The sequence below is a fragment of the Pelomonas cellulosilytica genome, assembly GCF_021353265.1.
GTDB classification, from domain to species: domain Bacteria; phylum Pseudomonadota; class Gammaproteobacteria; order Burkholderiales; family Burkholderiaceae_C; genus Pelomonas; species Pelomonas cellulosilytica.
Genome location: NZ_JAJTWU010000003.1, coordinates 40,578 through 60,497 on the forward strand (window position 1 = coordinate 40,578; position 19,920 = coordinate 60,497).

Sequence of the window (19,920 nt, forward strand, 5' to 3'; positions counted from 1 at the left end):
GGAGCCGCCATGCCGCCCGCCGCCCGCCTCACTGACCTGCACGTGTGCCCCATGGTCACGCCAGGCCTGCCGCCGGTACCCCATGTCGGCGGCCCCATCATCGGCCCGGGCGTACCCACCGTGCTGATCGGCAACCTGCCCGCCGCCGTCGTGGGCGACAACGCCACATGCGTGGGGCCGCCAGATGCCATCGTCATGGGTTCCACGACGGTGCTGATCAGCAACCGGCCCGCCGCCCGCATGGGCGACCCCACGGCCCACGGCGGCAACATCGCACTGGGCCTGCCCACCGTGCTGATCGGCGGCTGAGAACCACCATGGACGGCGACATCGGGTTCCTCGGCACCGGCTGGGCCTTCCCGCCGGCCTTCGACCGGCGCAGCTGCAGCGCCGTGACGGCCTCCGGCGTCGAGGACGTGGAAGAGAGCCTGCACATCCTACTGGGCACGACGCCGGGTGAGCGGCTGATGCACCCGAGCTACGGCTGCAACCTGCGCCGCATGGTGTTCCAGACTATCAACACCAGCGCATTGACAGAGATCCGCAGCCTCATCGAGAAGGCCGTGCTGCTGTTCGAGCCGCGCATCGCGCTCGATGCCGTCACGTTCGACACCACCACATTGCCCGACGGCCTGCTGCGCATCCGGCTGGACTACCGACTGCGTGCCAGCAACAGCCCGCACAACCTCGTCTACCCGCTCTACCTGCGGGAAGGCCACGCGGCGGGAGGGCGCGCGCCATGACCGACGGCACCGCGCAGAGTGAGCGCTTTCCCCGGGCGCTGGAGCCGGGCTACTTCCGCCCGGACGAACTGGACTTTGCCCAGCGCGTGGAACTCACCGCGCGGCTCGCGCGCCAGCTGCGCTTCCACGACATGAATCACCAGGAGGTCGGTGACTGGAGCGCGCTGTTCACCAACGACCCCACGCTGATGATGGCCCGCATCGCTGCCGCCGACCTCTGGCCACGGCAGCAGCGCTTCAGCGCGGAAGCCGATACGGCCACGCCGGCCCAGCTGGCCGCGCAGGCGCTGTCGCTGGCTGGCGAGCTGGATGGCTGGTGGCGGGCACTGGCCGGCGCGGAAGACGAGGCGACCCGCCAGCTGTGCGATCGGCTGGAGCTGCTCATCACCCAGCAGCTGGCGCCGGACCTGCGCTGGATCGACCGGAGTTTTCTGCAGCCGCAAGACACTGCCGGCACGCCGCCCGCGCCGGGTGCCGTTGCGCGCGAGCTGTCGGCGCTGTGGCAGGCACCGGCCGACGAGGCATCCGCCGCGCTGCCTGCCGCCGCCGTCGACGACCGCGAGCGGCTGCGCGCCTGCTTCTTCACATTGCTCAGCGCCGCCGAGGACGTGCAGCACCTCGCCGAGGCGCTCCTGCCCGCCAGTCTGCCCACCCGCCGCCACGAGCCCGCCGCGGCGCTTCTGATCGCCTTCCTGCAGCTCTGCGAGGTGGCCCAACAGCAAGTCAACCGCCTGCCGGCCCGGCACGTGGCCTTCTACCTGCGCGACTGCCTGGGCTTCCAGCCGCTGCCGCCGCGGGCGGATCGCGCGCTGCTGGCCTGCGAGCGCGACCTCCGCACGGCCGGCGACGTGGAGTTGCCGGCCGGCACGGCTTTCGACGCCGGCAAGGACGCCGCCGGCCGGCCTGTGCGCTTCGTGACCGACGCACCACTGGCGCTGACCGACCTGCGTGTCGCCGCGCTGTACACGCTGCACCAGGAGCGCGACTCGCTGATCGCGCCCGAATGCCATGTCGCCTACGTCACGCGCTGCAAGCTCGCCCAGCCCGTGCCGGACGGCCGGCGCCCCTGGCCGCTGTTCGGCGGAGGCAGCATCCAGACGCAGGACGCGCGCATCGGGCTGGCCGTCGCGTCGCCGCTGCTGTGGCTGGCCGAGGGCGAGCGCGAGATCCGCCTGCTGCTGCGCCAGTCCGAGGCTGGCCCGGGGCCGCGCCTGCTGGCGCTGCGCGACGCCGTGCTGCAGGCCCGCACACCCGAGGCGCTGCGCGCAGCCTTCGGCGTGCTGCTGCCGCACTGGCTGATGGCCGTCAGCGACGCGCAGGAAGCGCGCGCGCTCGCCAGTGGCAACCCGATCCCCGGCGACCTCGACACCCGGGACTGGCTGGAACTGCGCGCCGCCTTCGAGCGCGTGCCGCGGCTGGCGATGCCCCTGATGCTGAAGGAGCGCCTGCCGCCGCGCCGCTCGCAGCTCTTCACGCGACTGCTGCAGGGTGCGCTGCGCGTGAGCCTCAGCGGCGCGACCGGCTGGCTGGTCGTGGACTGCCGGCTGGAGCGCGCCGAGCGGCGTGCCACCGGGTCACAGCCAGCCACGGCGGGCTGCGACCTCGCGCTGCGCATCCGCCTCAAGCCCGACGCGCCGGCGATCGTCGGCTGCGAGCCGCCCCTGCACGGTGCCGACTGGACCACGCGGCTGCCCGTGCTGCGGCTGGAGCTGACCACGCAGGGGCGGCTCTACCCCTACTCACTGCTGTCGCAGCTGTCGCTGGCGGCGGCCGAACTGTCCGTCACGGTCCGCGGCCTGCGGCAGCTCTACGTCGAAAACCACCTGGGCCGGCTAGACGCAAGCAAGGCCTTCATGCCGTTCGGCCCGCTACCCAACCTGTCCTCCTTTGTGGCCATCGGTGCGCAGGAGGCAGCCCGCAAGAACCTGGACCGCTTGTGGCTGGACCTCGCGTGGAGCGAGCTGCCGGCCGACGCCGGCGGCTTCGACGCGCACTACGCCGGCTACACCGGCCCGCACGCCGCGCTGCTGCGCCAGGGCGACTTCACGGCCAGCGCCGCGTGGCTGCGCGACGGCCGCTGGCACCCCAGCCGCACGCTGCCCGGCGACGAACGGCTGTTCGTGCAGGACGCACACAGCCGCGAACTACAGTCAAACCGCCACATCGAGATCGACCCCGGCTCGCTGCGCCAGCTCGGCCGCGCCAGCAGCGACGACTGGGGCCGCATGCCGCGCCCGCGCCATGGCCTGCTGCGGCTGCAGCTGGACGGCCCGCGGCCGGCCTTCGGTCACGCCGCCTACCCCGCCGAACTTGCTGCGGCCGTGTCCGCCAACGCGCGCCGGCGGCACCCACGGCCCCTGCCCAACCCGCCCTACACGCCGGTCATCGAGCGGTTGTCGCTGGGCTACGAGGCCAGCAGCGTCATCGCGCTGGACCGTGACGACGAGCCCGCCGGCGGGCCGGACTGCCCGCTGGGCGAACGGGTCTTCCACCTGCACCCGCTCGGGCTGCAGCCGCTCATCTCGGCCGCCACCGGGAGCACCCACCGGCTGCTGCCCGACCTGGGCGACAACGGCAACCTCTACATCGGCCTGCAGGGCTGCGACGCTGGCGGCCTGCTGACGCTGCTGTTCCAGCTGCACGACCCGCTGGCCGCCAGCGCGGCCGGCGACACAGCACGCCCGGCGCTGCACTGGGCGACGCTGACCGGCGACGACTGGCGCCCGCTGCCGCCGCACCGCGTGCTCGGCGACACGACGCACGGCGGCATCACATCCGGCATCGTCACGCTGGACCTGCCCTACGACATGGACACGCAGCACCGCATCATGCCGACCGGGCTGTACTGGCTGCGGCTGTCGGCGTCGAGTGACTTCGAGCACTTCGCCGGCCTGCTGTCGGTGCGCACGCAGGGCGTGGAACTGCAGCGTGAGCTGGCCGCCGCCGCCACCGCTACCGCCTCCGGCCGCGCACCGGCGCCGCCCGCCACGCTGAGCGATGGCGCCATCGGCAGGCCCGCTTCCGGCCTGCGCGGACTGGCCGCGGTGACGCAGGTAGGCCGCTCGTTTGGTCTGCGCCGCGAGGAGGATGAGCGTGCGCTCATTACCCGCGCCGGCGAGCGGCTGCAGCACAAGAATCGTGCGTCTCTGGGCTGGGATATCGAGCGGCTGCTGCTGGAGCGCTTCCCGGACATCTGCAAAGTGCGCTGCATTCCGGCCAGCGACGGCAGCGGCCGCATCACGGTCGTCGTCGTACCCGCACTGCCGCGCAACGACCCGGCGCTGGCCTGCGAAATGCCGCGCTTCAACGCGTTGGACCTGGCCCGCATGGCCGATGCGCTGCGCGCCGCGGCCTCGCCGTTTGCCGACTTCAATGTACGCAACCCCAGCTATGACCAGCTGCAGCTGCGCGCCACGATCAGCCTGCGCCGCGGCGCACATGAAGGCGCGACGCTGCGGCGCGTCAACGACGCCGTCTTGCGGGCGCTGTCGCCGTGGTTCGACGACGGCTACGGCCCACGTTTCGACTGGCTGGTGCGCGCCGAGGAGCTGGAAGCCCGCATCCGCACCATTGACGGCGTGCAAGGCGTGAGCCGCCTGTCGCTGCTGACGCTGACCTGCGATGACAGGCTGCACTACGGCCTGGACGACACGGCCATCTCCGACAGCCCCGGCGCGGCACATGCGCAGGCCCGGGTGCCGTGGAGCCTCGCCGTGCCGCTGTCCTACCACCTGCTCACCGCCACCGACGCGCCGGCCCTGCCCGACCCGCAGCCCACCGGGGTGAGCCAGCTAACCGTCGGCAGCACCTTCGTGATCGGCAGGGCCTCGCCATGACGACCCGCAACCGCGCCACGCTGAAGCAGTTCTTCGAGGAGGGCCGCCGGCCCACGAGCGACCATTTCGGCGACCTCATCGAGTCCATGCTCAACATGAGCGACGAGGGCTTCCGCAAGACGCCCCGGCATGGCTTCGAGATCACCAGCGACGAGGCGCTGCTGAGCTTCTTCCGCGAGCAGGACAGCGAGGACCCGATCTGGTCGATTGGCTTCGGCGGCGAACGCAACCAGCTGCTGCTGCGCGCCGGCGACGGCCAGGGCGACGGCGCACCCCAACCCGCGCTGTCGCTGGACCTCGACGGCCGCGTGGGCATCGGCACCGGTACGCCCGCCGCCACACTAGACGTGCGCGGCGTCGTCGCATCGCAAGGCCGCCGCGGCGAGCTGCACCGGCTCACGCCCGACGGCCAGCCACTGCTGGCCGACGGCCGCTGGCATGCGCTGACCGGCCCCTTGCAGGGTTGCCACGCCTTCGAGATCACGGCCGGCGTGGGCCGGCCCGACACCGGCCGCTTCGCACTGATGCATGCCTTCGCGATGAACACCTACAACCCGCTGCCGGGCTGGCTGAGCTGGCTGTCCAGCCGGCAGCGCATCCGCGCGCAGCATGCGTGGTACGGCCAGCGCTGCGACCGGCTGCAGCTGCGCTGGACGGGCGGCTCCGGCCGCCACGGCCACTACCAGCTGGAAGTGCGCACGCAGTGCGACTACGGCGACGACCGCGTCATCCAGGCGTCCGTCACGGCGCTCTGGCACGACCCCCACATGGCAGACGGCAGCCTGAGATGAGCGCCCGCCCCGCCCTGCCCGCCCCCACCGCGGTCGAGCGCCCGGCCGATGACGGCGATATCGGCTTCGACGAACTGCGCGAGCAGGGCATGGCGCTTCTGCGCACGCTCAGCGGCGACATCTGGACCGACCACAACCTGCACGACCCCGGCATCACTCTGCTGGAGCACCTGTGCTTCGGGCTGACGGACATCGTCTACCGCGCCGGTTTCCCGGTGGCCGATCACCTGACCGGCCCGGACGGTCGCATCGACCATGCTGACCAGTCGCTGCACCCGCCGGCCGAGGCGCTGCCCTGCCGCGCGACGACGCCGGCCGACTACCGCCGCCACCTGCTGGACGCCGTGCCGGGGCTGGACGACGCGAGCGTGGAGCCGCTGCCCGGCACCGGGCTGTACCGGCTGCGGCTGCAGCTCAGCGCCCAGGCCGGCGACAACGACGCCGCGCGCCGGGACCACATCGCCGCGGCCCGCGCCGCCTTCCTCGCACGCCGCAATCTCGGCGAGGACCTGGACGCGGACGTGGTCTGCCTGCGCGACGTGCCTTGTGAGCTGCTCGGCGAGATCGAGATCGCCGGCCCGCGCGACGCCGTCGACATCCTGGCCGAGGTCTACGACCGCTGCGCGCGCCACATCGCCCACGCGGCCGTGTCACGCACGCTGGACGAGCTGCGCCGCGAGGGCCGCACGCTGGAGGAGATCTACACGGGGCCGGCGCTGCAGCACGGCTTCATTGAGGACCGCGACCTGCCGCGCGCCGGGGCCGCGCCGCTCGCCGTCGCGGCGCTCGCCGCGCTCGTGCAGGCCGTCCCGGGTGTCGCCGACGTGCGCGGGCTGGCGCTGCAGCTGGAGGGCCAGCCACCCACAATGTGCCCCGTGCCCTGGCAGGGCACCGACTGGGCACTCGCGCTGCGCCTGCCCGAGCGCGACGTGCCGGTGCGCATGACGGTGCGCCGGCGCGGCAACCTCGTGCCCGTCGCCTGGCAGGACCTGCACCGCCGGCTGGACGACCTTTACGCCGCCAGCCTCGCCCAGCGCGCGCGCACCGACCGGCACCAGGCCGAGCGCGCCAGCGAGCTGCTGCCGCGCGGCCAGCATCGGCCGATGGACCGCTACACGTCTGTGCAGGAGCACCTGCCCGCACTGTACGGCCTCGGCCGGCACGGCCCGTCGGCCAGCGCGCCCCCACAGCGCCATGCGCGTGCCAAGCAGCTCAAGGCCTACCTGGCGATGCAGGAGCAGAGCATTGCGCAGGGGCTGGCCCAGCTACACCATCTGCGCGATCTGTTCTCGGTGGCGCCGGGTGCCAGCCAGGGGTTGTGGACGCAGATGATCGGCCCCGACGCCGTGCCTGGGCTGGACCAGCTCTATCTGCAGCCGCTGCCGCAGGTGGCCGACACCGTCTACAAGCCGCTGGACCGCACGCCCGAGCGCAAGCATCGCGCACTGGACCACCTGCTCGCGCTGCACGGCGAGACCTACACGCAGAACTCCATGCGGCAGTTCCTCGGCCACCTGCGGCCGCGCGAAGCCGAACGTCTGCTGCTGGACAACAAGGCCACCTGGCTGCGCGACATCGTCACGATCACGCGCGACCGCGCCGGGGGCTTCGACCCCGGCCAGCCGTCGTGGGACCAAGCCGGCAACTGCAGCGGCATGCAACGCCGCGCCAGCCTGCTGCTGGGCTTCAAGCTGTGGCACGACCGCCCGCTGACGCAGGTGCTGCAGGACGAGCGCCTGCAGCTCGTGCCCCAGCCGGACGACAGCCACGCGACCCGCCTGCTCGCCGCTGACGACCCAGCACTGGCGCAGGGCCAGGGCGTCAACGGTTCCACGCGGCCCGGCGACATGCAGCAGCTGCGCGCCGACCTGCGCCGCCTGCCATGGCTGCGCCAGCCGCTGCCGCTGGGCCTGTGGCGCGCGGGGCAGCACGAGTCCCGTTACCGACTGCTGGCCGGCCCCGGCGGCAGCTGGCTGCTGGCGCTGGGCCCCGACGACGACGGCCGCTGGTGGCGCCTGGCGGAGTTCGACGACGCGCCCGCCGCCCGGCGCGCGGCGGCGAGCCTGCGGCTGTACCTGCGGGGCGTCGATCAGGCCTGCGAAGGCCTGCACCTCGTCGAGCATGTGCTGCTGCGGCCGCTGCACCGCGGCTCCGCCCGGCATGCGCGCCTGCGGCTGGTGCCGGACTTTCACCGGCTGCGCGTCACCGCCGTGCTGCCGGGCTGGACACAGCGCACCAGCCAGCCCGCGTTCCAGCGCTTTGCGCGTGAGACGCTGCGCATCAGCTGCCCGGCGCACCTGACGCTGCACTGCCTGGTGCTAGGCGCGGAGGCCATGCAGCACTTCGAGGCGGTCCACGCGGCCTGGCTGCAGGCACGGCGGGCGTGGTGCCAGGCGCCGGACGACGAGGCCGCGCAATGGGCGGCCGACGGCCTGGCCTGCCAGCTCATCGAACGGCTGCTGGCCGCCGACCCGCGGCAGGCCAAGGCCTGGACCCTGGAGGACGACGGCGCACCGCCGGTCGTGCAGGGCCATGCTTGACTGGGACCGCCCCTCTCCCCATGTCGTCGAGCGGCTGACGTTCGACATGTGCTGCTGCACGGGCCTTGCTCCGCAGGAGGCCGAGGCCCGGCTGGCAGCCTGCGCACAGGGGCCGCTGCTGCGCGTCATCGACGAGGTCTTCGACGCCTGCTGCCCGGCCGACGAGCATTGGCGGCTGGACGAGCTGGCCATCGACCTCGGCGAGCTCCCCCCCGACGACTGGCAAGACGAGGCACCCCGCCGCCTGCGCGAGCGCCTGCAGCGCGTGCTTGCCGAACTGCGCGCCACCGGCGATGGCAGCAGCGCCGCCGGCCGCGCCACCGGCCTGCAGGTGCGCACACGGCCACAGGCGCGGCGCGACGTGCTGCTGCACTTCCTGCGCCACGGCCGCCTGCCCTGGCAGGCCCGCGGCGACGACGTGCAGGCGCTGCTTGTCGCCGCGCTGGCCGAGGACGCCACGGGCCTCGTCGCCGCGCTACGCGCGGTGCCCGACCGACCCCGGCTGCTGCTGCGCCTGGCCGAGCAGTTCGACGAGGCACTACTGGCCGCCCTGGTTCGCGCCTTCATGCCCGGCGAGCCGGGCGCGGCGGACCGGCTGCTGGAGGCGCTCGCGCCCGCCCGCCAGTTGGGCCTGTCGCCGCGCGCGCGCAGCGCGTGGTGGACGACCGTGCTCAGCCAGGCGCTGGACCATGCCACCACACCGCGCCCCGCCGTGCTGATGCTGCTGCGCGCCCAGTTGCTCGCGGCGCTGGACACCGACGCCGTGGCCGATGCCGACCCGCTGCACGGCCTGGCCCATGCGTGGGTGCCGCTGCTGCGCGAAGACCGCGACTGGCTGCGCACGACGCTGGAGCGCGCAGCCGACGCGCCCGCCGTGCGCGAAAGGCTGGCCCAGCTGCTGCCGCTGACACTGCTGCCCCAGCTGCTGGGCCTATGGATGACCGAGCCCGCCGGCCAGGCTGTCACGACGTGGATCAGCACCGTGGCCGCGGGCGACGGCACGGCGCAAGGCCCCAGCGTCGACGCACGTAAGCGCCGCCTGTGGCAAGCCACGCTGGGCCACGCGCTGCGCTACCGCGCCGTTACCTTCGACGTGCCACGCTTCGAGGCCCAGGTGCGTGACGAACTGGCGCAGCTGCCCTCGGCGGACCCGCCGGCCGGCTGGTTCGACCGCATCGTGCGCCGCGCCTCGTCGGCGCTGGCCGCGGCCGTGTCCGGCCTGCGGCTACCGTGGCGCTCCGTGGGCTCAACCGCGCCTTCGCCGGCGGCGGAGACCGCCCGGTCTGCAGCACAGCCGCCAGACCCCGAGCCCGCGCTGACGGCCGACGCCCCCGCGCCGCAGGCCGAGGCGCTCGCCATCGGCAATGCCGGCCTCGTGTTGTTGTCCCCCTACCTGCCGCGGCTGTTCTCGCATGTCGGAGTGCTGGCCCAGGGCGGCGCCGCCTTCGCCAGGCCTGACGCGGCGGCGCGCGCCGCCCTGCTGCTGCAGGCGCTGGCTACGGGCCAGGCCGCGGCGCCCGAGCCGACCCTGCTGCTGAACAAGCTGCTGTGCGGCCTGCCGCTGGACACACCGCTGCCCCGCGCCATCGAGCTGACGGCGGCCGAGGCGGCCGCCGTAGACGGTCTGCTGGGCGCCGTCATCCAGCATTGGCGCATCCTGGGCCAGACATCCGTCGCTGGCCTGCGCCAGACCTTCCTGCAGCGCAGCGCCACGCTGACGCTGCACGACGATGCCTGGCGCCTGGCGGTGGAGCACGGGCCGTTCGACATGCTGATCGACCAACTGCCCTGGGGTTATTCGACGCTGCGGCATCCGTGGATGGAAAGGGTGATCCATGTCGACTGGCGCTGACCTCCAGGCCCGCGCGCGGGCCAACGCGCAGGCATTGCAGGCCGAGCTGCACTGGCTGGACGGCGTGCTACGGGCGCGGCTGGCGGGGCATTTCGGCACGCTGGACGGCGCCGCCCAGCTGGCCGCCCCGCCGCCACTGGCCGACGGCCCCACAGCGGACGACCTTGCGCAGCTCGTGCAACGCTGCGGCCTCGGGCTCGATGAGCGGCTGCTGCTGGCGCTGGCGCTGGCGCCGTACCTCAGGCCGCAGCTGCTGGACCTGCTGTTTGTCACCAACGAGAACCTCAACCGTGGCTTCTGCGAGTTCGGCGGCTGGAAGGCGCGACAGCACGGCGGCTTCCTGCCCACGGTGGAGACAGCCGCCTTCCTGCTGGCCGGTGACGACCTGGCGCGGCGCTTCGAACTGCACCGGCTGCTGGACGATGGCGCGCCGCTGCGTCGGCACGGCCTCGTGCGGCTGCAGCACGACGCGCCCGGCGAACCGTGGGCCAGCGCGGCGCTGCTGGCCGGCCGCGACACGCTGGACCTGCTGCAACACGGCGAAGCGCGCAAGCCCGACTACAGCGCCAACTTCCCCGCCAAGCTCATCCAGACGCGGCTGACTTGGCGCGACCTCGTGCTGGACGCCGACGTGATGGACGAGGTGCAGGCCATCGCCACCTGGGCCCGCCACGGCGACACGCTGATGCGCGACTGGCAGCTGGAGAAGGCCTTGAAGCCCGGCTACCGCTGCCTGTTCTTCGGCCCGCCCGGCACCGGCAAGACACTGACGGCCACGCTGATCGGCCAGCAAGTCGGCGCCGACGTCTACCGCATCGACCTGTCGATGGTCGTGTCCAAATACATCGGCGAGACGGAAAAGAACCTGGCCGAGGTGTTCGACCAGGCCCAGCACCGCCACTGGATCCTGTTCTTCGACGAGGCCGATGCGCTGTTCGGCAAGCGCACCGCCGCCTCCAGCAGCAACGACCGCCACGCCAACCAGGAGATCTCCTACCTGCTGCAGCGGGTGGAGGACTTCCCCGGCACCGTCATCCTCGCCAGCAACCTCAAGGGCAACATCGACGACGCCTTCGCGCGGCGCTTCCAGTCGGCCATCTACTTCCCGATGCCCGACGCCGACCAGCGGCTGCGGCTGTGGGAAGGCATGGTGCGGCACACCGGCCGGCTGGACGTCGACGTGGACCTGGCCGACTTAGCCGAGCGCCACGAGCTGGCCGGCGGCGCGATCGCCAACGTCGTGCGCTTCGGCGCGATCAACGCGATGCAGGCCGGCCGCGACCGCATCAACGCCGCCGACCTGCGCCAAGGCATCGCCAAGGAACTGCGCAAGGAAGGGCGCACGGTGTAGACGCCATGCTCAAGCCTCGATTCCCGATGCGGCGCAATGCCTGGCTCGACGAGCCGCCCGCGCCGCCACCGCCACCGCCACCGCCACCGCCACCGCCACCGCCACCGCCGCCGGCCGGCGCCACGCCCTGCCCGCACTGCGCCCGCGTACGCGTCTTCGTCGCCGGCACGCTGCTGGCGGCCGGGCTGATGGTGCTGCATGCGCTGGCGCAGGGGCCGTCCAGCGGGGCGTCGGCGACATCGACTCCATCCGTCACACCCGCCACTAGCGGTGCCGTGGCCCACCCCGTGCCGCCAAGGCCCGAGCCGCAGGCCGCGCCGCTGCCGGCAGCACCCCCTGCTGCTGCCGCACCGGCGAGCCCGGCGGTCTCCGCCCCGCCCGGCGCGCTGATGCTGGTCTACCAGACCGTGCCGCTACCCGGCGGCCGGCTGAACCAGCCCTACAAGCCGCGCGACCTGGTGCGCGGCGGCCGCCCGCCCTACCGCTTCACGCTGGCCGGCACGCTGCCGCCCGGCCTGGCGCTGGACGCCACCGGCCGCCTGGCCGGCACCCCCACGGCCAGCGGCAGCTACCGCTTCCAACTGACCGTGACCGACGCCGCCGACCCGCCGCGGGTCGACGAGGCACCCTATGTGCTGACCATCCTGGACCCGGCGCCGCCCGCCAAGCCCGCCAGCAGCCCCTCGCGTGCCCGGCCGCTGACCGCCATCACGCTCGACCAGGCCGGCCGCAGCATCGAGGCCGACCCGCCACTGCCGATGACCTATACGCTGACCCAGGCCAAGCTTGAGCAGCTGTTCGCCAACACCGAGGCCCAGTTCGCCGACGCGCAGGCCCAGGCCGCCAGCCAGGCCGCGGGCGACGGCGCCGCCGTGGCCGCCCGACCCACCACCGGCCAGGCACTGCTGGGCCCGACGGCGGACCAGCTGCGCGAGATGCTGCTGCCGCTGCAGGACGTGGAGCATCCCACGCGCGCCGTCTTCCACGACTCGCTGCGCGCCCGCCAGTGCGACTACTTCCTGCGCCACGTCAACGCGCTGGCGCTGGAGCAACACCGCGACCTGCTGCACCGCTGCCCGCGGCTGCAGGACCTGGCCGATCACGACGCCAGCCAGCCCGGCCGTCCGGGCCGGCAGCACCCTGCAGAGCCTGCGGCTTCCGGTGCCAACACCACACCGCCCCCCACGCCCGGGGAGAAGGCGCTGCAGGCCGCGCTCGCGAGCGGCAAGCTGCCGTTGGCCACCTTCCTGGACCTGCTGATGCCCGCGGACAAGCGCGACGAAATCACCGAGCTGGCCGGCGAAGCCCACCCCATCACCAACACCAAGCCGCTGCAGCTCCTGCCCGGCGACTGCGGCTGCACGCTGCCGGACGCCGGCAACGACGTGTTCGCCTTCCTGCCCTACTGGATGAACGACGGCGACGACACGCCGCTGCCGGTGCGCTTCGACAAGTTCACGCGGCTGCAGTACATGGGCGTCGTGCTGCGCAACAACGGCGAGTTCATGCAGCCCACCGGATGGAGCAGCCCAGACGGCGGCTTCGCCCGACAGGTGGACCGCCACGGCGTCAACCTGGACCTCGTGCTGTACCGGCGAGACTTCAGCACGCTGTCGCAGTTGCAGGGCCGCGAGCTGCAGGCGGTGCTGGACACGGCCACCGGCCAGGCGCAGGACATGCTCAACCGCCAGCTCAACGACCTGCAAGGCCGCCTGGAAACGCTGCAGCCGCCGGGCTGGCGCGATTCGCGCTTCGTCTACGACGGCCTGACGGTGTTCTTCGACCCCACCGACGACGAGGCGCAGAACCCGGGCTTCGAGCGCTTCTACATGGCCTTCGTGCTGCGGCTGGTGAAGCTGATGGAGCAACAGCCCAGCCGGCATCTGCACCTCAACCTCGTCGTGCCGCAGCACCTGCTGGGAGACCCGGCCACCGCCTTCCGCTTCGGCAACCTGATGCAGGTCATGAAGACCGCCGAGCGTCGCCGTGTCGTGGGCAGCAACCTGGACCCGCGCGACCGCACCGCCGTTGCGGCCACGTACAAGTCCAGGACCGACTACGTGGGCCATGCCGACATCAACGTGCGCTTCCTCGCGCCGCTGGCCGCCGTGGGCGGCGACACCAGCAAGATGCAGCTGCGCGCCCGCACCGACTTCAACGACCAGCTCGTCGGCGAGGACCGCATGGCGCTGCTGGGCAGCCTCATCCCCGTGCTGCTGCACGCGGGCGGCGCGCCGGCCGACCTTTCGCCCAACGACGCCGACGCGCTGGACCGCGACCTCGTCTACATCGGCTGGTCGTTCGGCGGTGTCGCCTTCTGGCCGCTGCCCGTCGGCACGCGCGGCACCGGCAACAGCGTGCTGAACGGGCTGGACGCGCGTTTCTGGTCCTACCTGGACCAGGACACCGCCTTCTGCAAGTTCGTCTGCCCGCTGCGCCTGCCCTTCCGCCTGGGGCTGGAGGCGCTGCTGCTGGCCACGGGGGCCGCGCTGCTCGCCTACGGCTGGAACTGCCGTGTGCGCCGGCTGGGCCAGCTCTACCTGATGGGCCTGTGGGCCGGCGGCATCGCGACGCTGGCGGTGGCGTTTGCCGTGTTCACCTGCGATCCGTCGCTGAACGAGCTGCGCAAGGGCAACGTGCCGCTGCTGGTGATCATCCTGCTGCTCGTCGTGAGCGGGCTGTTCGTCACGTTCAGGCCGACGGTGGAAAAACCCTGAAGCCGATCGCTGTCCAACGGAACCTCTCAAGTCAGACGGAGCCGACATGAAAGAAATGACCCGGGATCATGCGTCCGAGCCGCAATCGCCTGCCGCGCAACGGGAGGGTCGCACGGGCGGCGGCAGCATGTCCGCTCAGTTGGCACTCAGTCCGCGATTGCTGGCACAGCGCCGAAGTCTCGACGACGCTGCGTGTGAGCCTGTTCAACGCGTTGAGCAACCGCTGGCACAAGAGGCTGGCAACAGAGTTCATCAACTCGCCGCCGTAGCCCAATTAAATACCGTCCGCTCGGCCCCCGTGCAGTTTCGCGGCACAGCGGAGCAACTCCGTCAGCTGATCCTTCAGTGGAATGCCCTCAAAGGCATCACGGTCCAGGTCCAAGCAACTGACTATGTATCCGACTCGCGCGACATCACAGGAACCTACACAGCCACATTCACCCAAAACGCCAACGGGCTCACTCAAGGCCAAGCCGACGACTGGGTTGACCGAGCTCTGGCTCACGCAGAGAGCTCCAGTTCCGACGAATCCCAGCACGAATCCAGCTCTGACGAAGCCACCACCGGCATCGTGGTTCAGTCCACCGACGGATTGATGACCCTGGGGGATTCGGCCACGCCCACCGGGGATGGTCGCTACTACGTCGTCGTACAAGGAGTTCATCACCTAGCAAGAAAAAACGGCAGCATCTACGAACTCCTCTGACAAGCAGGCCGAAGGAGCCCCACATGAAGAAGTCCGTTCGCGACACGCTATCGGTGAGGCACTTGCCCGCCGCCCAGCGCGACAACCAGCAAGACAACGGCCACTTGCCAGCACAGTCCGCGGCCGCCTCTCTGCAACAGACTCAGAGCCATCGTGTCAGCGCCGCTCTGGGCACACCAGTACAACGGACTGCTGCCCCGACGCTGAATTCCGATGACGTCACCAGCCGGCGACTTGCTGCACCCGTTGAGCGCGCCGAGAACCGCACCGGCATGCCCGACGCGCTGAAGGCGGGTATCGAATCGCTTGCCGGCATGGACATGTCGGATGTACGGGTGCACCGTGACTCTGGAAAGCCGGCACAGCTCAACGCCTTCGCCTACGCCCAAGGCAACGACATTCACCTCGGTCCAGGACAGGAGCATCACTTGCCCCACGAAGCCTGGCACGTGGTGCAGCAGGCGCAAGGTCGGGTGTCGCCGACCGGCAGCGTCGGCGGCGTGGCCCTGAATGACGATGCAAGACTTGAGCGCGAAGCGGATGAAATGGGGATCAGGGCACTGGACGGTGCCCGCGCCGCGCCGACTGTCCAGCGGCTCAGCTTTGGCCAGGCACCGCCCGCAATCGCCCAGCTCGTCAACTTCCCGAAGGACAGTACAGGCAGCCTGGACGACGTGAAAACAAAGGTCGGCGAGGGCGACAAGGAGCGGGAAGTCACCGGCACCAAGCTGCAGGAGGAGATTCTTGAACTGGCCCGCACGGCGGGACAGGAGGGTGGCTATAGGCTCGGCTCGTACTACCTCAGCCACGGGGGCCAACTGGCACGCAAACGGGAGGCAGATGACGAGAAGCATGGCATGCCGCTTCTCCCCGAGACCTTTGACGTCGCACCGCTTGACGAGCTCGTCAAACCGTACATCTTCCTTACGCTCGGCGATGCCAAGCAACTGGACTACATCAAGGAGAACGCCGACCAGATCTTCAAGACGCACGACGTCGTCATCGACGTCGATTGCCAGTTCGACCGTACCGGGCAAGTCGGCTTCCACAAGGACAGCCGCGGCACGACCACCTTCGTCAATCTCACCTTCACCAACGACAAGTCCATGCAGGGGACCGAGAACTACGAAGACTTGGAAGGTGATCCAGGTTTAGAGGAAAAGCTCCCGGAGGAGGTACGCAGGGACATCGAGAAGCGGCGTGTCGAACACAAGGAACCCGACGTGATACGCGCCCCCAGGCTCCGCGAACACGGTCGCATCAGCTTCTCAGACCCCAACATCTACCACTCGACCCCGCTCTTAGGTCATCGCAAACCATTCCAGGGCGAAACCCTCACCTATGGCTACATCAAGAAGGCCCTTGATGGCATGCTTCCTAAAGGCGAAGAGCTCGGAACGGATATGAATCACTGGGTTCAGCTGTACAAAAAATACATTGGGGGGATCTACAGCTCGCATGGATTCGAGGAACTTTCGAAACGCAAGGAGACGCGTGCCACCAAGCAGAACGCTACGCTGCATCGCACTCGCGCCTTGAGCACAGATCTGTCGTCAACGGCGACGCGGCAATGGCTCGCAGAACAGGTGAAGCTGACGCGGACCTTCATCCGCACCTGGGTTCGCTTTGTTCCACGGGTCGGCTAGTCTTACTGTGTCAATAAAATCAAGGCATTATGCGAACTTCTTGATTCTTTGGTTGAGGATCGATGAACGTCGCGGACCGCTTTGAGGAGTACCTGGAGCATTTGGCTTCGGGGCTGGGGCACGCCGACCGCCACGAGAGGCTCCGTGGCTATTGCACGGGATTGATGCTGCCTCTGGCTCGCAAGAGTGTTGAGCCCATGGCCGCTCGTGTGGACCCGGTTCACGCCAGTGCGCGACATCAGTCGCTGCATCACTTCGTGGCCAAGGCTGAGTGGTCCGACGAGCAAATGCTTCGTCGCGTCTGCCAGTGGGTCGTGCCGAAGATGGACTTCAGCGAAGGCGCTTGGTGGATCATCGATGACACCGGATTTCCCAAGAAGGGGCGCCATTCGGTCGGCGTCGCTCGCCAGTACTGCGGGGTCCTGGGCAAGCAAGACAACTGCCAAGTGGCGGTCAGCATCTCGCTGTCATGCAGTCAGGGCAGCCTGCCGGTGGCATGGCAGCTGTATTTGCCCAAGGAATGGATTGACGACGATGAACGCCGGCTAAAGGCAGGGGTTCCTGAGGCCGTGCGTTTCGCAACCAAGACAGAGATCGCGCTGCAGCAGCTGCGGCACTTGCTTGCGCAGGGGGCCCCGAAGCACTGCGTTCTGGCTGATGCCGGGTATGGCGTGGACACCGAATTCCGCCGAGCGTTGACCGAGATGGGGCTTGAGTACGTCGTCGGCGTGACCTCCGCAGTCGTGGTGTGGCCACCCGGCGTTGAGCCGTTGCCGGCCGCACCCTACAGCGGTCGTGGCCGCCCGCCTGTGATGCCTCGGCGCACGCCAGAGTTGCAGCCCATGAGCGTCAAATCGCTGGCGATGTCTCTGCCCGCCTCGGCCTTTCAAACGATCAGCTGGCGCGAGGGCACGAATCACACGCTCAGTGATCGCTTCGCGGCGGTCCGCGTGCGTCACGCCGGTGGGAACTCCGGCAAAGCACGACTTCGTGCGCAGCAGTGGCTGCTGATCGAGTGGCCGCATGGGCAAGCCGAGCCGACCAAGTATTTCCTGTCTACGCTGCCAGAAGCGACGCCGCTCAACGAACTTGTCAGCGCCGCGCACCAGCGTTGGCGCATTGAACGCGACTATCAAGACCTGAAGCAGGACTTCGGGCTTGATCACTACGAAGGTCGCGGCTGGCGCGGCTTTCACCATCACGCCGCCCTGTGCATCGCGGCGTATGGCTTTCTGATGGCCGAACGACTGACTGCCGAGAAGCCAATCGGTGGCAAAAAAAACTTCGCCATCCGCGCGCTGCCTGACCTTCCCAAAGATTACGTCCCGCGGGGTAGCCCAGCGCGCTCAGCGTCATGTACCGACGTCAATCACGTCCTTGCGGCACCTGCTGAGCTATGAGTTGAACCTTCGATTGGGCCCATGCACGTGCTGCGGCCGGACGTCGCTATTTTTATGACACAGTAAGACTAGGGCTCACACCCAGCACTTCGCAGGTTAGCGACACCGGCCAATGCTGGCAGTTGCGCTCGATCCAGGCGTACTTCACTCCCGCTGCTTCGCGAAATACGCCGTCGCTTCCTAAGAAACACTTTGCGGCGTTGCCTCCTGAAGCGTGAACCAAAACTCTGCGGCGCGCCGGTGCAACTGCTTGACGACGCGTTCGCGGTACTTGCGCTCGTATTGATCGGCATCTGGATCCACATACGCCATGCCGTAGCGCATTGCGTTGTAGTACAGCACAGCGATCTTGCGAGCCGTCGCGGTCAGGCGTAACGGCGCATCCAGCGAGATCAACATGACCGCAAAATCTGAGCTCTCCCGCACGTCGTCCCCAATGCACTACTTCGCGAAGGCTGAGGGCCTGCCCGAGCAGATCCTGTGCGTGAGACTGGTTGCGACGCCCAGGGACACGTGGGGACTTGGCGCGGGCAACTGCCGCCTCAGCGTGCTGGTGACGGCCGCCGGCGGCGAAGCCCTGCCGCCAGGGCCGCAGGACCGCGTCATCCCGTACCGAGACCGCTGCACGACTGACCTCACGATGAGCGTCCGCGGTCGGAAATGACGCTGATTTCAAGATGCGCAATCCAGAGCGGGTTTTCGGGCCGTTTTGAGACCTTTCGAGCCCTTTCCCGGGGCCTTTGGCCCCTCAGGACGGACTACTCCCTGCACACGGCTGTAGTCGCCCGCTTTGTGCAGCTTCCTCATCGCCTTGAGCAGGTTCACGCCCAGCGCCGCCCAGGCCATCTGCGCCTGCGTCTTGGCCGCCCCGAAGTACCGCGCCCGGTTCAGGTGGAAGCGCCGCTTCATCGTGCCGAAGCCTTGCTCGACCTTGTAGCGCAGCGTGGCGATGGCCCGGTTCATCTGGGTCAGCAACAGATGCACCGCACGACCCCGGCTGCCCTTGAACTGGATCAGGTCACCGATGCCCTTGGCCTGGAGGTACTCACGGTTGGCCGCGCTCGCAGAGCCTTTGTCGGCCAGCACGCCTTCAGGCTGGATGCCTTGCTCGATGAGCGCGTCGACGATGCCCGGCAGCTTGTTCACCTCGGACTGGTTGGCCGGGTGCATCTCGACGTGTTCGACATAGCCGTCCTCGGTGTCCACCGCGCTGTAGCCGCGATAGCCGAAGAAGGCCTCGTTGCCCTTCTTGACCCAGCGCGCCTCTTCATCGGCACTGTCCACCACGTCGGCCTGCCCCTCGTCATCGACTTCGACATGCTGGTTCGGCCGCGCCGCACTCTCGATGATGGTGGCGTCGATGATCGCGCCGCGGCTGCCGGCGACCTTCAGGCCCTGGCCTTCGAGATGGACGTTGACCCGGCGCAGCAGCACCTGGTCGAGCTTGGCCGTCACGAGCCGGTTGCGGAAGCGGCAGATGGTGGTGGCGTCGGTGAAACTGCCGTCACCGGGCTCGAAGCCGGTGAACACCATGAAGTCCAGTCGTACCTTGAGCGCGTGCTCCAGCTGCGTGTCCGACAGGCCGTGCCACTGGCCCCAGCAGCATCAGCTTGAACATGGACAACGGCGCGTACGGCTCAGGGCCGCCGCCGTGCGTGGCTTCACGCTTGTACAGACCCTTGAGCTTGTGCGCGATCTCGGCCCAGTCCAACAACTCATGCAACTTCATCGTCGGCAAGTCCTGGACGGGCTGCTCGGGCTTTGGCCGCAAGCTCTCGCGGCCGGCTGCCGCCATCTTGGCGGGCGCCGCGCGCCGGCCATGCGCTTCGAACTGGAGTTCACGCCAGAGCCGAGCACCGCGCCCTGCCCTCAGCCACCCAAGGCCTCCGGCAGCGCCTCGAGAATGCCGCTCCAGCCCCCCGGCGAATCGAACATGGCCTGCATGGCCTCGGCCTGCGCGCCGTAGTGCTCGAAGCCGACGTGCTCCAGCTCCAGCCGCGTCCGGCCCGCGCCTTCGGGCAGAAACCGCAGCTCGACGACGGTGGCGATGCTGGGGTCAGGCTGCCACTGCGCACTGACCTGCCAGCTCAGCCGCAGCATTGCGGGCGGCCGCCACGTCAGCACGCGCCCCCAATCGGCCTCGGCGCCGCTGTCGCCCCGCTCGTACCAGCGGCCGCCCTCGAAGCCTGCATCAGCGCCCGGAAACCGACGTCGCCGCCAATGTGGTGACTGCGTGGCCACCAGCGGTCCAGTTCACGCGTGAACAGCTCGAAGACGCGCTCGGGCGGGGCTGACAGATCCAGCTGCTTGCGGACGGCGAGAGAGGTGGAGTTGGACA

At 69.8% G+C, this 19,920-nt stretch carries 14 protein-coding genes and 1 pseudogene; 12 read left to right on the forward strand and 3 right to left on the reverse strand.

Annotated elements, in window-relative coordinates; all coding sequences use genetic code 11:
* The first annotated feature begins 9 nt into the window (after positions 1-9).
* From LXT13_RS07675 to LXT13_RS07725, 11 genes are all read left to right on the forward strand, one after another.
* A complete protein-coding gene (locus LXT13_RS07675; protein WP_233371252.1) occupies positions 10-309 on the forward strand; it encodes a PAAR domain-containing protein in 300 nt (99 codons plus the stop codon).
* An 8-nt stretch (positions 310-317) separates the two neighbouring features.
* On the forward strand, positions 318-743 hold the full coding sequence (locus LXT13_RS07680; protein ID WP_233371253.1) for a GPW/gp25 family protein: 426 nt from the start codon (positions 318-320) through the stop codon (positions 741-743).
* Entirely contained in the window at positions 740-4,579 is a 3,840-nt protein-coding gene (locus tag LXT13_RS07685) for a baseplate J/gp47 family protein (protein WP_233371254.1), read from the forward strand. Before LXT13_RS07680 ends, LXT13_RS07685 begins: the two co-directional genes overlap by 4 nt.
* Complete coding sequence (locus LXT13_RS07690) at positions 4,576-5,370, forward strand: hypothetical protein (protein ID WP_233371255.1); 795 nt, start codon at positions 4,576-4,578, stop codon at positions 5,368-5,370. The genes LXT13_RS07685 and LXT13_RS07690 overlap by 4 nt, the downstream gene beginning before the upstream one ends.
* Positions 5,367-7,910, forward strand: coding sequence for a hypothetical protein (locus LXT13_RS07695; RefSeq protein WP_233371256.1), 2,544 nt, complete (start codon positions 5,367-5,369; stop codon positions 7,908-7,910). The genes LXT13_RS07690 and LXT13_RS07695 overlap by 4 nt, the downstream gene beginning before the upstream one ends.
* Positions 7,903-9,762 carry a contractile injection system tape measure protein gene (locus LXT13_RS07700; protein ID WP_233371257.1) on the forward strand — a complete coding sequence of 620 codons (1,860 nt, stop codon included), beginning with the start codon at positions 7,903-7,905 and terminating at the stop codon, positions 9,760-9,762. Before LXT13_RS07695 ends, LXT13_RS07700 begins: the two co-directional genes overlap by 8 nt.
* A complete protein-coding gene (locus tag LXT13_RS07705) occupies positions 9,746-11,113 on the forward strand; it encodes an ATP-binding protein (protein ID WP_233371258.1) in 1,368 nt (455 codons plus the stop codon). Before LXT13_RS07700 ends, LXT13_RS07705 begins: the two co-directional genes overlap by 17 nt.
* A 5-nt stretch (positions 11,114-11,118) precedes the next feature.
* Positions 11,119-13,830 carry an Ig domain-containing protein gene (locus LXT13_RS07710; RefSeq protein WP_233371259.1) on the forward strand — a complete coding sequence of 904 codons (2,712 nt, stop codon included), beginning with the start codon at positions 11,119-11,121 and terminating at the stop codon, positions 13,828-13,830.
* 46 nt (positions 13,831-13,876) lie between these two features.
* On the forward strand, positions 13,877-14,536 hold the full coding sequence (locus tag LXT13_RS07715; protein ID WP_233371260.1) for a hypothetical protein: 660 nt from the start codon (positions 13,877-13,879) through the stop codon (positions 14,534-14,536).
* 23 nt (positions 14,537-14,559) lie between these two features.
* Complete coding sequence (locus tag LXT13_RS07720; protein WP_233371261.1) at positions 14,560-16,182, forward strand: eCIS core domain-containing protein; 1,623 nt, start codon at positions 14,560-14,562, stop codon at positions 16,180-16,182.
* A 62-nt stretch (positions 16,183-16,244) separates the two neighbouring features.
* A complete protein-coding gene (locus LXT13_RS07725; RefSeq protein WP_233371262.1) occupies positions 16,245-17,582 on the forward strand; it encodes an IS701 family transposase in 1,338 nt (445 codons plus the stop codon).
* 180 nt (positions 17,583-17,762) lie between these two features.
* Here LXT13_RS07725 and LXT13_RS07730 read toward each other — a convergent pair whose 3' ends face one another.
* Positions 17,763-17,981, reverse strand: coding sequence for a hypothetical protein (locus tag LXT13_RS07730; RefSeq protein ID WP_233371263.1), 219 nt, complete (start codon positions 17,979-17,981; stop codon positions 17,763-17,765).
* Here LXT13_RS07730 and LXT13_RS07735 point away from each other — a divergent pair.
* Positions 17,980-18,246 carry a hypothetical protein gene (locus tag LXT13_RS07735; RefSeq protein WP_233371264.1) on the forward strand — a complete coding sequence of 89 codons (267 nt, stop codon included), beginning with the start codon at positions 17,980-17,982 and terminating at the stop codon, positions 18,244-18,246. The two genes, LXT13_RS07730 and LXT13_RS07735, sit on opposite strands and share 2 nt — an antisense overlap.
* A gap of 131 nt (positions 18,247-18,377) precedes the next feature.
* Here LXT13_RS07735 and LXT13_RS07740 read toward each other — a convergent pair.
* Together LXT13_RS07740 and LXT13_RS07745 are read right to left on the reverse strand one after the other, a co-directional pair.
* Positions 18,378-19,377: pseudogene (locus LXT13_RS07740) on the reverse strand (IS5 family transposase); the annotation flags it as partial.
* A gap of 74 nt (positions 19,378-19,451) precedes the next feature.
* On the reverse strand, positions 19,452-19,823 hold the full coding sequence (locus LXT13_RS07745; RefSeq protein WP_233371265.1) for an SRPBCC domain-containing protein: 372 nt from the start codon (positions 19,821-19,823) through the stop codon (positions 19,452-19,454).
* Positions 19,824-19,920 lie beyond the last annotated feature (97 nt).

Bases quoted from the DNA above. Each gene is read 5' to 3' on its own strand.
- LXT13_RS07710 (WP_233371259.1), top strand. From the start codon at position 11,119: ATGCTCAAGCCTCGATTCCCGATGCGGCGCAATGCCTGGCTCGACGAG.
- LXT13_RS07705 (WP_233371258.1), top strand. From the start codon at position 9,746: ATGTCGACTGGCGCTGACCTCCAGGCCCGCGCGCGGGCCAACGCGCAG.
- LXT13_RS07735 (WP_233371264.1), top strand. From the start codon at position 17,980: ATGACCGCAAAATCTGAGCTCTCCCGCACGTCGTCCCCAATGCACTAC.
- LXT13_RS07725 (WP_233371262.1), top strand. From the start codon at position 16,245: ATGAACGTCGCGGACCGCTTTGAGGAGTACCTGGAGCATTTGGCTTCG.
- LXT13_RS07720 (WP_233371261.1), top strand. From the start codon at position 14,560: ATGAAGAAGTCCGTTCGCGACACGCTATCGGTGAGGCACTTGCCCGCC.
- LXT13_RS07695 (WP_233371256.1), top strand. From the start codon at position 5,367: ATGAGCGCCCGCCCCGCCCTGCCCGCCCCCACCGCGGTCGAGCGCCCG.
- LXT13_RS07685 (WP_233371254.1), top strand. From the start codon at position 740: ATGACCGACGGCACCGCGCAGAGTGAGCGCTTTCCCCGGGCGCTGGAG.
- LXT13_RS07715 (WP_233371260.1), top strand. From the start codon at position 13,877: ATGAAAGAAATGACCCGGGATCATGCGTCCGAGCCGCAATCGCCTGCC.
- LXT13_RS07680 (WP_233371253.1), top strand. From the start codon at position 318: ATGGACGGCGACATCGGGTTCCTCGGCACCGGCTGGGCCTTCCCGCCG.
- LXT13_RS07730 (WP_233371263.1), bottom strand. From the start codon at position 17,981: ATGTTGATCTCGCTGGATGCGCCGTTACGCCTGACCGCGACGGCTCGC.
- LXT13_RS07675 (WP_233371252.1), top strand. From the start codon at position 10: ATGCCGCCCGCCGCCCGCCTCACTGACCTGCACGTGTGCCCCATGGTC.
- LXT13_RS07700 (WP_233371257.1), top strand. From the start codon at position 7,903: ATGCTTGACTGGGACCGCCCCTCTCCCCATGTCGTCGAGCGGCTGACG.
- LXT13_RS07690 (WP_233371255.1), top strand. From the start codon at position 4,576: ATGACGACCCGCAACCGCGCCACGCTGAAGCAGTTCTTCGAGGAGGGC.